At 35.1% G+C, this 15,886-nt stretch carries 10 protein-coding genes; all 10 read left to right on the top strand.

Annotated features, from left to right (window positions below):
• Nucleotide 1: 1 nt before the first annotated feature.
• The 10 genes from ENI34_08055 to ENI34_08010 all read left to right on the top strand — a co-directional run bounded on the left by ENI34_08055 (nucleotide 2) and on the right by ENI34_08010 (nucleotide 15,576).
• Nucleotides 2-229 (top strand): hypothetical protein, encoded by a 228-nt coding sequence (locus ENI34_08055; GenBank protein ID HEC79075.1) that lies wholly within the window; start codon nucleotides 2-4, stop codon nucleotides 227-229.
• A gap of 80 nt (nucleotides 230-309) precedes the next feature.
• Nucleotides 310-2,127: a hypothetical protein gene (locus tag ENI34_08050; protein ID HEC79074.1), complete on the top strand. Its 1,818-nt coding sequence runs from the start codon at nucleotides 310-312 to the stop codon at nucleotides 2,125-2,127.
• 122 nt (nucleotides 2,128-2,249) lie between these two features.
• On the top strand, nucleotides 2,250-4,373 hold the full coding sequence (locus ENI34_08045; GenBank protein HEC79073.1) for a hypothetical protein: 2,124 nt from the start codon (nucleotides 2,250-2,252) through the stop codon (nucleotides 4,371-4,373).
• Nucleotides 4,374-4,985: 612 nt separating this feature from the next.
• Nucleotides 4,986-5,690: a tetratricopeptide repeat protein gene (locus ENI34_08040; GenBank protein HEC79072.1), complete on the top strand. Its 705-nt coding sequence runs from the start codon at nucleotides 4,986-4,988 to the stop codon at nucleotides 5,688-5,690.
• Nucleotides 5,691-5,708: 18 nt separating this feature from the next.
• Nucleotides 5,709-7,073 carry a radical SAM protein gene (locus tag ENI34_08035; protein HEC79071.1) on the top strand — a complete coding sequence of 455 codons (1,365 nt, stop codon included), beginning with the start codon at nucleotides 5,709-5,711 and terminating at the stop codon, nucleotides 7,071-7,073.
• 1 nt (nucleotide 7,074) lies between these two features.
• Entirely contained in the window at nucleotides 7,075-9,276 is a 2,202-nt protein-coding gene (locus ENI34_08030) for a radical SAM protein (protein ID HEC79070.1), read from the top strand.
• Entirely contained in the window at nucleotides 9,273-10,769 is a 1,497-nt protein-coding gene (locus ENI34_08025) for a hypothetical protein (protein ID HEC79069.1), read from the top strand. Before ENI34_08030 ends, ENI34_08025 begins: the two co-directional genes overlap by 4 nt.
• A 159-nt stretch (nucleotides 10,770-10,928) precedes the next feature.
• Nucleotides 10,929-12,977 carry a hypothetical protein gene (locus ENI34_08020; protein ID HEC79068.1) on the top strand — a complete coding sequence of 683 codons (2,049 nt, stop codon included), beginning with the start codon at nucleotides 10,929-10,931 and terminating at the stop codon, nucleotides 12,975-12,977.
• Nucleotides 12,978-13,038: 61 nt separating this feature from the next.
• Entirely contained in the window at nucleotides 13,039-14,784 is a 1,746-nt protein-coding gene (locus ENI34_08015) for an ABC transporter ATP-binding protein (GenBank protein HEC79067.1), read from the top strand.
• A 51-nt stretch (nucleotides 14,785-14,835) separates the two neighbouring features.
• A complete protein-coding gene (locus ENI34_08010; GenBank protein ID HEC79066.1) occupies nucleotides 14,836-15,576 on the top strand; it encodes a methyltransferase domain-containing protein in 741 nt (246 codons plus the stop codon).
• The last annotated feature ends 310 nt before the right edge of the window (nucleotides 15,577-15,886 follow it).

The raw sequence follows: 15,886 nt of genomic DNA, 5'->3' as shown, positions 1-15,886 counted from the left end.
AATGAATATTAATTACAAGAATACAGACGAAGTGGGTGATTATATCTATCGATTTGAGCTACCAGCTGACGAAAATTGCATAAATTCAACTGGCAATCTCGGTGATATAATAAGAGGAACAATACTAGCACTTCTTAAAGTATGTAAATTTACATATAAAGGAGAAGAAGTAAAGATAGATGGGTTTAGATTATTGGATAATGAAAAAGAACATAAGTTATTCCTTTAATAAAACTGTTTGTATTTATTCGTCATATAATGTTATTTATATGTCGAAATTTAAATCTTATTTATTGAAAAAAAATCAATATGTTTGGTTATAAGGATGAAAGGCCAGAAATAACAGTTACTAATATAAGGACAATTTTGAAACCGCTGGGTCTTTTTCCTATTGAAAAAAAATGGTATTTTTCATGTGCTGATACTTGTTCTTTACATTTAACTATAGATGAAAAAACCAATTGGGGTGTATACGGCAAAGGTGTTACATACAAAGAAGCACTTGCTAGCGCTTATGGTGAGCTAATGGAACGACTACAAAATCAAATTTTATATCCTCTCGATTTATTTTATAGCTTTGACAAAAAGTTAGCAAAGCACTGTAATTTTTTTGTCACTCCTGATGAAAAATTCATAGATATACCCACTTTTATAAAAGAAATGCCACCAGAAATAATCAATAAATTCCCCCACTTAAATAAAAATAAGGTGATTCCCTATTTACGTAAATTATTGAAATTCCAATCTTTTTATAAAACAGATCTTCTTTGTATACCATACTATGATGTTTTTTCTGACTCAATTGTTTATCTTCCATCTGTTTTTACTCCATTGTTTTATGGTAGTAATGGAATGTGTGCCGGAAATACATTTGAAGAAGCTATCGTTCAAGGAATATCAGAGATATTTGAAAGATTTGCTAAAATAAAGATTATTCAGAATGAAATTAATCCCCCGCGAATCCCAGAGTTATTGCTTCAAAAATACTTTACTAATGAATATTTGATTTTAAAAAAAATTAGACAAAATAAAAATTACTTTGTTGAAGTTAGAGATTGCTCTTTAAACATTAATCTTCCTGTTATTGCAATTCTGCTGTTTGATCAAGTGTCTAATAAATATTTAATCTCCTTTGGTGCTCATCCTGATTTACGAATGGCGTTGAACAGGGCTCTTACAGAGTTGTTACAATTAAATTTAAAGTGGAAATTACATCATGCTAGGCCATTCGATATTGAGGAAAGCATTGAAATATCAAAAAAGTCCCTTGAGTATTATGACCTCCGGAGTATGACGGTTTTGCCGAATGTTTTCTTCAGTGATTGTTATACCTTTCAATATAATAGGCAAAATTATGTTCGAAGTTTCCGTAACAATCGTGATTGTTTAAATTATCTAATTGATTTCATTAAAAAAATGAACTGGAAATTATTGATTAGAAATAATAGTTATTTAAAATTCCCAACATTTCAAATAATAATACCCGGTATATCGGAAATTAGATATTTCAGCTATACTAAACTGAGGGTAGTTGAAGAAGAAGTTTCGGTAGCCTCGGTGTTAAGATCTATAGATCGCGTTTCTAATAAAAGATTGAGAATTACGGTTTCGTATATTGAAAATCTACTTAGGTTAGGTTACGATAGTAATCTGTTATCGTTAACGGGGCTTCCTTTATCTTCAAAATCATTTTTGGGGAAAATTAATTTGCCATCTTTTCTAATCTATGCATACTGGAAACTTGGTGAGCTAACCAAAGCAATTAACGTAATTGATAATCTTTTATGTAAAAAAAATTACGATTTCCAGATAAATTCTTACTTACGATGTCTGAAGAACTATTTTGTTATATTAAAACGAAAAGATAACATTATGATGAACAAAGAAGTTTTAACAAAAATTTATGGTTCTCTAATAGTCGAAAAGATTTTTGGTGAGTTTAAAAAACCTAAGCAAATATTTATTAACTGGAATAATGCAGTTTGTCCAACATGCAGTCGTTGTTGTTTTAAAAATGAATGTTCGTATGAAAGATTCAGAATATTACATATGGAATTAAAAAATGTGATGGTAAGAGCAGGGATCAATCAAGAAGAAGTTCACCGGCTATTGGAACAAAATAATTAATAATATGATTTTTATTAATTTATCCCAATTAAAATATTTTTTTTGTCATTATAATAAAAGATATAAGAAACTGTTGAGCAAGAAAGATTTGTTAATATGTTTCAATACAAACGGAAGATAAAATGAGCTTTTTAATATTACTTATTTTCTGGAACATTAATCAAAAGTATATCTCAGTCCGTTTTACGGATACCTCTCCAGTAATTGATGGGTATATTGAAAAGACCTGGCAGAAAGCGGATTCGGCTTATGGCTTTGTTCAATATATGCCGTATGAAGGAACTGATCCTGGTGATGAAACAAAGGTTTATCTTCTGCAGGATAGAGATAATCTCTATGTCGCATTTCGCTGCTGGACAAAGAATTACCGTTTGACCAGAGAGTTAGGCTGCCATGAGGATCAGGTGATGTTATTTCTTGACCCTTTTTACAGCAGAACCACGGCTTATTATTTTGGCGTCTCAGCGAGCGGTTGTTACTGGGACGGTTTGGTGCTTGATGACGGCAGAAGTGTGGATGATTCCTGGGATGGTGTGTGGTATTGTGCAGTAAAGGCTTATGATGACCGTTATGAAGTAGAAATCAAGATTCCTTTTTGTTCGATTCGCTACAAAGAGAATGTACCTGGATGGGGAATAAATTTTCAGCGTTATATTGCTGCTCGGCAGGAGTGGAATTACTGGGTTGAGTTTTCACAAGCCGAAGGTAATCTGGTATCAAAATACGGTCTTTTAAAAGGCATATTGCCTCAGGTAAAGGGATATTATTTTGAACTTTTCCCAGAAGGTTTTGTGCGTTATGATAAAAAATCAGGAGAGGCAAGTGAGTTCACGCCTCGTGCCAGTTTGAATTTAAAATGGGATATTACCCCGCAGACCACTCTTACCAGCACATTATACCCGGATTTTGCACAAATTGAATCTGATCCGTTTACTTTAAACTTATCAAGATACGAAACTTATTTAAGTGAACGTCGCCCGTTTTTCATTGAAGGTAAAGAGATTTTTCGGTTGTCAGATTTTGGTAAAAATGGCCAGTTCTATTCGCCTTTAAATATTTTTTATTCACGGAGAATAGGGAAGTCATTGGCTGATGACCAACCAGTGCCGATTATTGGTGGTCTTAAGTTAACCGGGCGAATCAAAAAATTCAATTATGGTCTGCTTTGTGCTTATACGGATTCACTTCATTATATTGTTAATGACAATCCCGTGGTTGAACCGAAGCGGTTTTTTGGTGTAACCAGAATAATGATGAAGGTTTTGGACAATTCTCATTTGGGTATGCTTTTCAGCGGGGTCAGAGCCGATTTTCAGAATTATAACTATGCCCTGGGACTGGATGGTGTATATCGTGTTGGTGCTAATCAACTAATTATGCAGGGGGCAGTCAGTGATCAAAGTGGTAAAATGGGGTGGGCGACTTCTACCGGCTTCCGCGGAGTTGTCAGAGGATTCAGAACTATGGCCAGTTGTGAGGTGGTTCAGGATTCTTTTGACGTGCAGGATATTGGGTATGTGCCCTGGGCGGGTCGTAAAAAGCTCCAATTATTCACTGGTCCTTTAAAACTATATAAAGAAGGTGCCTTGAGAAGTTTGTGGTATGGGGCGGGTTTTATTTTAAACCAGGAAGCAGGTGATGCAGAGAATTGGTCAAAACTCGCTCTGTTTACGATTACTTCAAGTTTTCGTCAGAATTGGGGAATCAGTTCGGAGATAAAACTGGGCCCTTATTATGAAGAGGGTTTTAATTACGTTAAACGGGCAGCGAGTCTTTCATTCTGGCGCAGCACTTTACGTCTTCATCTCTGGTTGGGTGGTAATTTAGAATATGCCTATAACTACAAAAATAACTTTTTAGGTTATCAGGTTTTAAGCTGGTGTGGCTTTGTTTATCAAATTATACCCCGGGTTTCATTAGAAGTGAATTCAAACTTCTGGGTTGAGTGGGATACGACCAATACTATCATTGCCGTCTGGCCCATGGCAACACCGATGATAGATCTTACGATTACACCCAGGATGAGTTTTGGAATCTTCAATGAGTTTGTCTTGACCACACCAGGCACAGATTTTGGCAAGACAGAATTTTTGACCAATCGGTTTGGCTTTCTCTTTACTTACAACTTCAAACCCAAGTCCTGGCTCTACATTGCCTTAAATGACTATCGCACAGCTCAGAATGGCAGTCTTAGATTACAGAATCAGGTAGGTGCGGTTAAGGTGAAATATCTGGTGTACTTCTAAGAGCAGCAGATTGAAATAATCCCTGTGATTTCGGGAGATTTTAAAAATCTTTGTTCAAAATCGGCTGATTTTTGGGGTTTTGACATTTTATGTCAAAACCACTGACAAAAATGTCACAAACCCAGAAAAAAGTCTTGAAATTTCAGGACAAAATTCTGGCACAAAAATTGCAAGTATAGTTAGGCAAAGGGGTCGTGATATTTGGTGGTATTAAATTCGGGTGCGTGTGGTTCCGGTCCTGACCCCTTGTGGGTTGGCCGCATCCTCTCGGTGCGGAGTTTCCAACCCATAGCGAGAAGGGTCCTTCAAAAAGGTCGTACTACTCGGGGGCCGGGTTGCTATGGATTACTTAAGAAACAAAAGGAACTCATTAAGCATTTGGGGGTAATATGAAAGATAATACTAAAACTAAAAAAGACCCTTCTAAGGAACTACAAAAACTGCTCTCTTTGCTTGTTGTCGAAGATTTGGAAGACGAAATAGCCGATAACATCGGCAACAATGAGCATAACCCTTGCAGAAGGGTTGGTTAGATTAACAAGCGGGTTTTTGCCACATAATTTCAGAGGCAGAACCCGCTTGTTTTAAACAATTCTCAGGGAAAAATATTCTATGGCAACAAAATACTCGCGTTTTATTAAGACTAATGAAGAACTAAGAAATTTGCTGGTTGAAAATAAACTGTTAGATAAAAAACGACTGAAATATCAATCAGTGTTTGAGGGCACGTGTGGCATTTTAAATCTTATTATTGAGGAAAATTTATATTTAGCTAGGGATAAGTTTATCAAAGCCCTCAGAAAAAAACTACATTCTCCTATGATTTATTATTTTCTTGGTGTTATACATCGCAAAATAGGAAAATATGTTAAAGCTATGCAGGAGTTTAATGAAGTCATAAGTTTAGACCCGTCATTCTTTGCTGCTGAGTTTCAAAAGGGAAGAATATTAAGTGATCAGCACGAATGGCACAAGGCTTTAATTTATTATAAAAGGCTATTAAAAAAGTATTGTTGTGGAGAAGCCGAACCTTCTGAGCAAATAGCTTTCATATATCAGGAACTAGGCCGTGCGGCGTTAGCCTTGAGTGATTGGGAAAGGGCGATAGAATACTTCAAGGAAGTAGTTAAACGGAGGCCGGAAGATGTAAAAGTTATGAATAATATAGCTGTCGCTTATTTAAAAATTGGAAGAATTACGGAAGGTGAAAAATGGTTATTAGAGGCTCAGAAAATCACGCCGGAAGAAAACACGATAAAGCAAAATTTGCGATTATGTAACAAATTAAAGAGATTGAAGATGAATAAAAAAGTATGAATAAACCGTAAGTATTATATGAAACATAACACTGGAACATTGATTAACCTATTTATTCCTAATCGTAAAACAAGCAGACCACTGCATCCACTACCTATGGGATGTTTATCCTTACTTGCTGTTCTTGAAAAAAATAGATTATTTACAAAATTTTATGATTATCAGTTTTATGCTAAAAGAAACCCTTTTGATCCGGCGAATATCGTTGCCCTGGTGGAACCTAACCTTCAATGGCTTGGAATTAGTTGTTTAAATGATATGTTGCCTTTCGCGTGTTTAGCAGCTGATGGGGTTAAAAAAATATATCCTCATATAACAATAATTCTAGGTGGTCCCGGTCCTACTCCGGTGGCTGAAGAGCTCTTGAAGACTTTCAGTTTTATTGATGTAGTTGTGCGAGGGGAAGGAGAAGAAACGATAGTTGAATTAGTAAAACAAATAGTTGAAGGTAAAAGCCGTGACTTTAGTAATATTAAGGGTATAGTCTACCGGGCACGAACAGGTGAAATTATTTCCAATCCTCCGCGTCCCCGGATAAAAGATTTAAACACCCTCCCTTTGCCTGCTTTTTCAAAAGTTGATTTACATAGATACAATAGTTTTTCCTTTATGACCACAAGAGGTTGTCCCTTTAGATGTGCTTTTTGTGAAGTTGGGAATATTTGGGGTCAAAATGTTTACCGCTATTCTGTGACAAAGGTCGGTGAAATACTAGAATATCTATACAGAGAACATCATATTGAAAAAATAAGCTTCGATGACGATAATTTTGTCTTGGACAGAAATCGCGTGCATTCAATCTGTAATGAATTAGGTAAAAGAAATATTAAACTGACCTGGAATTGTTTGGCTCGAGTTGATGCAATAAGTCTTCCTTTATTGAAAAAGATGAAAGAATATGGATGCGAAGGAATATTTTATGGGATTGAAAGCGGGGATAATTCTGTTTTATCACAAATCAAATCAAATGTTACAGTAGAACAATCTGTTGCGGTAGTTTATGATACATTAGAGGCACAACTTAACCCGACGGTATCATTTATCTGGGGTTTTCCCTTTGAAAATATCAATCAGTTTTATAAAACTCTCTTCTTGACTATTTTTTTCCGGCTTCTCGGGTGTCAAGAAAGAATTGCCTTATTATCATCTTGTCGTGGTTCTCCTTTGTACAAAAAATTCGGCAAAAAATTGTGCACTGATCGCACAATAATGGAAACAAATCCTAATGTTTCAATAAAACCCATAGGTAAATATAATTATCAATTGGTTGACTTAATTTTACAATATCCGCAATTATTCTCTTCTTTTTATACATACGAACATAAGGATCTAAGAATTAAAAATGAAATCATGCAGAAATTTATGAGGTGGTGGCCTGGTTAAAATGAAGATCTCATTGATTTTCCCACCGCATTGGGACATAGAATCTCCCTATCCAAGTTTACCTTGTCTTACAGCTTTCTTGCGAAAGAAAGGTCATAAAGTGTTTCAATATGATCTTAATATAGAGCTATTCAACTATTTATTAACAACAGAATTTTTGGAAAAAGCAGTTGAGCATATTCACAGTCGTTACAAGGAATTAAGCAGTGCAAAATTTTTAGATCTCACCACCGCAAGGCTTCTTGCAAAAATGGAAGAGATAATAGTATGTGGAAAATATGTAGCAAAAGATATTGAAGATGCAAAGGGGATATTGCGGGTCCTCCCTGATAGAAATAAACTTAAAGAATATATAATAAAAGTTGATTGGGCCTGGCGGTGTATTAACCGTGGATTTAATATTATAACCGTTGCATTCCTTTACCCTAGTTATGTGGGAAAAGATTACTATCTGTTTAATCCGGCTGTAGAAACTCTAGGGCAAGTGATTAACGTATATAAACGATTCCCCGGCGAAATTACATCTTTCCTAAGGGCAAGAGTTGAACAGATAATAGCCACCAATCCACAAATAATAGGTATATCCATAGTCAGTATTGTGCAGCTTACATTCGCCCTTTTATTAAGTGAATTTATCCGTGAGCGAAATAAAAACATCTTTATTGTGTTCGGCGGACCATTTTTGTCTCTCTTTGCCAAAGAGTGCTTTAAACTCAAGTCTTTGTTGAATTACATTGACGGTATTATTTTTTATGAGGGCGAACAGGCTTTGGATGATTTATGTGATTCCCTCTCAGGATGTAAGTCATGGTACAACTGCCGCAATCTCTTTTGGAAAAAAAATAAGAGTTATGTATGCAATAAGCCATTCTATTATGAAGACCCTAATTTTTTACCACCTCCAGACTATGATGGGCTGCCTCTTAAATTATACCTTTCGCCTCGATTAGTGATTGGGTTACCAGTAGCGATTGGTTGTTATTGGAACAAATGCACCTTTTGTTCGTATAACAACAATTATTTTGGCCCTTATCGCGAAAAATCACCATCAAAAATAGCTGCAGATATGAGTTATCTTGCACAAAAATATGATACTAATCTATTCCATCTTATATCTTCCTGCATCTCACCAAGATGGGCAGACTTACTTGCTAACAAAATCACTGATCAGGGTTTTTTATGGACAGGAATGTTTAGATTTGAGAAAAGTTTATCTAGAAATATTTTAAAAAAACTTAAGAGCAGTGGATTATACCAAATCCAGTTTGGGCTTGAGTCGGCCTCACCCAGGATACTTAAATTAATGTGTAAAGGTATTGATTTGAACGCTGCAAGAAATATATTACGGCGATGCAAAGAATTAGGAATTTTTGTACATATTTATGTGATAAACAACTTCCCCACTGAAACGACGTATGATTTTATGCAGACATTAAATTTTTTAAAACAACAAAAGAGAAATATTACATCTTTTTTCATAACTGAATTTGTGCTAGCTTTAAATTCTCCAATCTGGAAAGATCCCTCAAAATTCGGACTGGCAGAAGAAGTTCAACAGTATTTTATGAAAAATAAAGCGGATATCATTCTATTTCCAGGTATAGAAATAAAACATCGCAGAGATATTACGACACAATTACTTGCTGATTTTGCAAGTCAATTAGAGGATAGTTTTAAAAGTTTTAATCATTATCGGTATTATTATCGAATGCCAACATTTCACGGGGCTTCTATTTATATGTTAATGGCATTAACTACAATAAAAGGAAATTTTCAAACAAACATAGATACAGGAACAAAAAAACAAATCAATATTGCAAAATTCTCGTTTTGTAAGTGGAAAGAAGGATTAATTTTTCATACTTTTACTTATCCTGAAAGAGAGATTAAAAGAAACGGATTACCCGATATGTCAATGGTTGTTCGCCCGACTTCCCCAAATAAAACAGAAGATTTTACTAAATGGTACAAAATTTACATTTTTGATCCTAAAACAGAAAAACTCATTCGTTTAGCTGGGGAATTAAATACTATATTGACCGACTTAGGTAGCTGGATTAATGTGGATAACTTAATAGATAAGTTTGCCAAAGAAATGAATACTTCAAAAACAATCGCAAAAAAACTTGTATACAAATTTCTTAACTTATTATATACTAAGGGACTAATTTTTATCAAACAAATAAACGGAGCGAAAATTTGAAGTTAATTGATTTCGAAAGAAATTTAGCAGAAATAGACAAGCGATTAGCTGAGTACCATTTTCAAAAGATTATGATTGGGACCTACAAAGGTGAATTCTTGGAAAGAATGAGGGCAAAAATATTATTAGAAGTATTATACTATTTGAAAGACAGATCTCAAGTAGAAATAAAAGAAGAAAAATTCCATTATTGGTTGCGTGAGGCAATAATAAGTCAAATTGAAAACAGTGATTCTGTCATGAAGTTAAGAAAAGAAATGGAAGAGAATGTATTACAATATTGGTCAAAGCAAACAATAGGTTATGCTGAGCGGCAAGAAATTTTAGAAAAGTCATCTTCACGGAAAGCACGGAAAGAAGTTTGGAGCTCAATTTTGCCGTTAGTTAAACTCTTGTCAGGCCCTTTTACCGAGTTGGTTAAGAGACGAAACAAAGAAGCTCAGCGCTGGGGTTTTGGTGATTATGCTGAACTCATATTAAACTTGAATAAATTACAGAAAAAGGGAGTCGTAAACTTGTGTTTGCAACTACTTGGTAGAACTAATAATGAATATTTTAGAAATCTGAATGAAATGCGCCGCAAAATTAACCTCCCGGATATCGCACCTTGGGACATAGAATATTTGTTTTCTTTTTCAAACAATTTAACAGCAAATATTACAGTTGATTTAGAACCGAGTAGTTTTCTAAATCTTTTTTTTCAAAAATTGGGCTGGCGGTTGCAAAAGATGCCAATAGAGATTAAATATCATAAGATTCCCTATGGAGGACTCTGTTTTAATTTCATTTTCGACAGAAAATCTATCATTTTATTAAATCCGCAAAGAGCACCCGACTTAAACACCTATATCATCCTTGCCCATGAAATAGCCCATGCACTTCAGAATGTTCTGGTAAAAAAAAGCGTATCTTATATAGATATCATTAGTGAGCCATCATTTATTAAAGAGGGGACAGCAGAATTTATTGGTTATTTGGTACTGGACAAAGACATTTTGTGTAGTCTCCATAGTTCTAATATTAAGGAACAGATTTTGAGAACTATATATCGATATTTTGCGCAAAAAAGAAGAGTATGGTTAAGACGTCAAGCTGTTGATGCCATTTTTGAAATCAATCTATATCAATTTGGACCAGAAAGAGCGGAAAATATGTATAATACAATAGCTCGTAAATATTTGGGAATTGATAAAAGTTCGCACAGTACCTGGCTAGCGGATATTATTTTCTGTAGCCATCCAATTTATCTATACAATTATATTTTGGCAGAGGATTTAAAAGCAAAAATTGAAAGAAAATTACAGAAAATGGGGATACCCTTTTTAAGTCAAAGGACAGGAAAATGGCTACAGAGTCATTTCTTTTCAACTTCTGGTGAGGTTCCGTGGATACAAAAAGTTAAGGGTATATGGAGTAGTAGATATTTAAAGCGGATAATTCTGAGTTCTTCTTATGAAAGTTTCTCCAAGATACAAGAGTCATCAAATACATGATACAACAAGTCAACAATCGGAAGTCTAAACCGTGGTAGTCATTTGTGGTTATTATTGCATCTGGAAAAATAAGTTAGTGAAGAAATTGAGGAAAGTGGACAAATAGTTTTTATGTATTTTCTGTTATTGACCTTAATATTGGTAAACAAATCGCCTAAGGTGCGATATGTAATAACTCCACCGATAATTGATGGGGTTATTGAAGCAATATGGCTAACGGCAGATTCTATCCATAATTTTGCCCAATATCTCCCTTATGAGAATAAAGAAACATCAGAAAAAACAGTCGTTTATTTAATGTATGACAAGGATAATTTTTATACAGCATTCCGTTGTTACACCAAAAATCGCAAGCCAGAAGCACATCTGATGGGCGGTGAGGATTGGCTTTGTTTATACCTTGATACTTTTAATAACAAAACAACAGCCTATTTTTTCAGAATAACTGCGAGTGGTATAAAAGAAGATGGTATTATTCTTGACGATGGCAGGCAGTTTGATTTTTCTTGGGATGGAGTTTGGTATTCAGCAGTAAGATGCTACGCTGATCGCTATGAGGTAGAAATCAAAATTCCTTTTAAATCAATCCGCTATGACAAAAGAGTTTCAGAGTGGGGTGCAAATTTTAGAAGATTTATTCCTATCAATCAAGAAACCGACTTTTGGGTCGTGCCTTCTCAAAGAGAGGGCTTACGAGTTTCCAAATTCGGTATTCTCCAAGGAATAAATCCTAAATCTTCGGGTCATTATTTAGAATTTTATCCAGAAGGCATTTTCAGGTATGAAAATTATTACGGGGTGGATAAAGAATTTCTACCCCAATTTAGTCTTAATCTAAAATGGGACTTAACATCACAATCAGCAATAAATATAACCATACATCCAGACTTTGCCCAGATTGAATCTGACCCTTATACCTTAAATTTATCCCAATATCCTATCTATTTAAGAGAAAATCGCCCATTCTTTGTTGAAGGAAGTGATATTTTCAAAATGGCAAATTTCGATGATGGCGCTGGTTTCTATCAACCCCTTGAAATATTCTATTCCCGATTGGTCGGAAAATCGTTGAATGATAGACCGGTGCCAATTATCGGGGGATTAAAATTCACGAGTAAAACAGCACGCTGGAATACTGGTTTTTTAGGCGTTCTTACTGATTCGCTTGAAACTGAGTCAGAAAAATGGTTTAGTGTGGTGCGGATTAAACGGACAATTTTTGAAAATTCTGCTCTGGGTTTGCTTTTAAGCGGGATGCACATAAATGAAACTCAATACAATTATGCATTGGGCACTGATTTTGCTTGCCGATTTAGGTCAAGCCAATTGCTTTTTCAATCAGCGATAAGTGATTATCAGGGAAAAGTAGGTCTTGCATTCACTGGTGGCTTCAATGGTTATATAGGCAATTTTTTAACTAAAATGGGTTTTCAAATAATCGGTGATTCCTTTGATGTAAGGGAAATTGGTTATGTCCCCTGGATTGGACGTAAATCTATTTCAATTACGACTGGCCCATACCGAGAATTTGCTTCAGGGTTTATTCAAAATTTATATTGTGGATTAGGAATTCAATATAGAAAAGAGCCCGTGGTGATGGATTGGTCTAAAATATTGAATGTTGAATTCAACGGCTATTTTCGTAATAATTGGACATTAGACATAAAAACAAAATACGGCTCAGTTTATGAAACAGTGGTTAATTATAATACAAAGGATATTGATTTGTGGCTATGGGGAACAAACTCAAAGACTTATGATGTAAGTGTAGGCCTCTGGTATAATTACGGTTATAATTATTTACGCAACTGGTTGGGCTATCAAGGTTCAGGATATCTCTGGTGTGCATACTATCTTTTTTCCCGGTTTTCGCTGATAGCAGAAAGCAATACTTGGGTTGAATGGGATGATAAGAAAGTAATTATTGCCATCACACCGGTGGTTACACCCCGTATGGAATTTCGGATTTCGAAAGATGCCAAATTTGCTATCTTCAATGAGTTTGTCTTTACTACACCGGGAACAAATTTCGGTAAAACCGATTACCTAACCAATCGATTTGGTTTTCTCTTTTCCTACAATTTCAAACCCAAAAGCTGGCTATATATTGCCTTGAATGACCATCGTAAGAGAGACGAAGAGAACAAGATGTTAAAATTGCAAAGTCAAATAGGTATGTTCAAAGTGAAGTATCTTTTCTATTTTTAATGCCATTGTATGTTTAGAATAAAAATTTTAGATACATGATATCTCAATTTTCATCAATAAAATGTTAGACTATAACAAAGCAATTATGAGATTCCTTAAATTTCTCAAACCCTATTGGCGCAAGGGTTTGTTTGCATTTTGCTTTATGCTTCTCTCAGTTGGTTTGCAATTACCAATGCCATTTTTAACGCGTTATTTGATTGATAAAGTTATCATTCTCAAAAATTTTCAATTGCTCAATATTATCGGTTTTGTGATTACTGGTATTCTATTTATTCGCTCGGCCTCGATATTTTTAGAAAGTTTTTTATTAACCACATTCCGCGGACGGGTTCTATTTGATATAAGACTAAAACTCTTTGAGCATATCCAGAAACTTTCCCTCACTTTTTTTCATAAAAAAGAGACCGGTTATTTGATGTCCCGTTTGAGCGATGATGTGAATGCGGTTCAAGGTTTACTTGCAGATACTCTGGTCTCTGCCGCTCAGAATATTCTCACCTTTATTGCTGGTTTTGCCTGCACAATCTATATTCATCCAAAGCTGGCTGCTATTTGTTTTTTAATTCTTCCTTTTTATCTATTATCTTTAACGATTTTCAACAGACGAATTAGAAATATGAGTTACGATGTAAGAGAACGTTATGCCTTAGTGAGTAAAGATTTACAGGAACTATTATCTGGAATTTCTGTGATTAAGGCATTTACAGGCGAAAAAAGGGTGACGATAAAAATGTTAAGTAGAATAAAAGAGGCAATTAGAAAAGAAGTCAGACTTGATATTACCGCCACGATTGCTTCAATCTCTTCGGTTATAATTTCTTCGGCTGGACCAATTGTCCTTATCTGGTATGGTTGCGCTGAAATAATGCGTGGGAATTTGACTATTGGTAGTTTGATTGCTTTTAATTCTTTCATCGGTTATCTATTTGGACCCACAAGAAATTTGTATAATCTAAATTTGAGAGTTCAGCGCTCGCTTGCTGCAGTACAAAGAATTTTTGAGATTTTAGCTTTAACTCCCGAGAAAGAAGGAAAAAAGAATATAGAGATAAGACAGGGTGAAGTTGTGTTTGAGAAAGTTTCTTTTTCTTATAATGGTGCTGAAGAGGTTCTAAAAGATATTTCTTTTAGAGCAAGACCCGGGGAGGTAGTGGCGATTGTGGGAAGAAGCGGTGTTGGTAAGACTACATTGGTTTCTTTGATTCTAAAATTCTTTGAGTCAACCAAAGGCAGGATTTTGATTGATGGGGTTGATATAAGTGAGGTAAATCTTAAATCATTAAGAAAGCAAATCGGGATATGTTCTCAAGAGACATTTTTGTTTTCTGATACGATAAGAGAGAACATCAGATTTGGTAATCCAGAGGCGAAAAATGGTGAGATTGAAGAGGCGGCAAAACTTGCCTATGCGGATGTATTTATAAAAGATTTGCCTGAGGGTTATGATACCAAAGTTGGTGAGCGGGGTGTCAATCTTTCTGGGGGCGAGCGTCAGCGGATAGCGATTGCAAGAGCGATAGTGAAGGACCCCAAAATTTTAATTTTAGATGAAGCGACATCTCAGCTTGATTCAGAATCAGAAAATTTGATTCAAAAGGCATTAAAAAATTTATTAAAGAACCGCACAACTTTTATAATTGCACATCGGTTTTCAACTATCAGAAACGCAGATAAGATATTTGTTTTGAGTAATGGCCGGATTATAGCAAAAGGAAAGCACAGAGAACTTTATAGAAATTGCATTCCGTATCGAAAACTTTGCAAAAAACAATTGATTAAATCGCAATTTTTTGATTTTGCTTGACATTTTTCTAATAAGATGTATCCTCAAATATGAAAACCAAATTATTTTGGAATGATATTTACAAAAAAAAAGAGCGCAGCATGGGGACTTAGACCAGATCTTCCACTGGAACAATATGCGGATATTATTCCGAAAGGCAAAGTATTAGACCTGGGCATTGGTGAAGGCCGCAACGCTTTCTATCTGGCCAAACTAGGTTTCACGGTTGAGGGCATTGATGTCTCTAAGACTGCTGTTTCAAAATGCGATAGGCAAGCAGAAAAATTGAAACTTAAAGTGAAAGCAACAATGTGTGACTTGAGGGAGATTCATATCTCTAAAGAGAGATACATACTTATTATTTGTGCATGGGTGCTCAATTTTTTTAAGAGAAGTGAGATCAAAGCAATAATTACGGAAATTAAAAACGGTGTAAAGAAAGGTGGTTTTGTATATGTATCAGCCTTCTCTACGAGCGACCCCAGTTATGAGATAGTAAGGAAAAACTCCAAGATGATCGAGAAGAATACATTTTTGTTAGCGAATACTAAATCTTATTATCACTACTTCGAACCCCAAGAAATTACTAGTTATTTTAAAAACTTCAAGATGAGAAGATTGTTGATTGTTGTTTGTTTGACCCTGACATTTGTCTGTGCCCAGACCTTTCGACCCGGCGTTCAGGTAAATGATGATCAGGGAGTCTGCAGACCCTCAACGCGTGTGAGATATAAACAGGGTTCTATTTATGTTATGTGGATGGATCTAAGAGGTGGTCAATACAACAATGATCAAAGAAAATTTAACATATAATATTGAATCCTGCAAGAACTGCGAGATAGAAGGTTTATGCAAAGGTTGTTAGACAGATATTATGGTTCAGTATCTCTTTGACAAAAGCCGAAGCAAATATGAAAGATTCTATTTTCTATTTAGATGTGCAGGCAATTTCGCCGTTGCCCTTTCTCTTTCTATTAATACTATTTTCTATCTCTCGCGCGGATTAAACTTAGAGCAGATCGGCTATTTAAGTGGTGTATCAGGCGCTACGATTTTATTAACTGAATTTCCCACAGGTATCTTTGCAGATAGATATGGAAATGCGTTATCTGTTGTTATTTCT

Source organism: candidate division WOR-3 bacterium (assembly GCA_011052815.1).
GTDB lineage: Bacteria > Hydrothermota > Tepidihabitantia > SM23-42 > SM23-42 > DRIG01.
The sequence above is the reverse complement of the archived record's forward strand: the minus strand, read 5'-3'. Positions and strand labels throughout refer to the sequence as shown.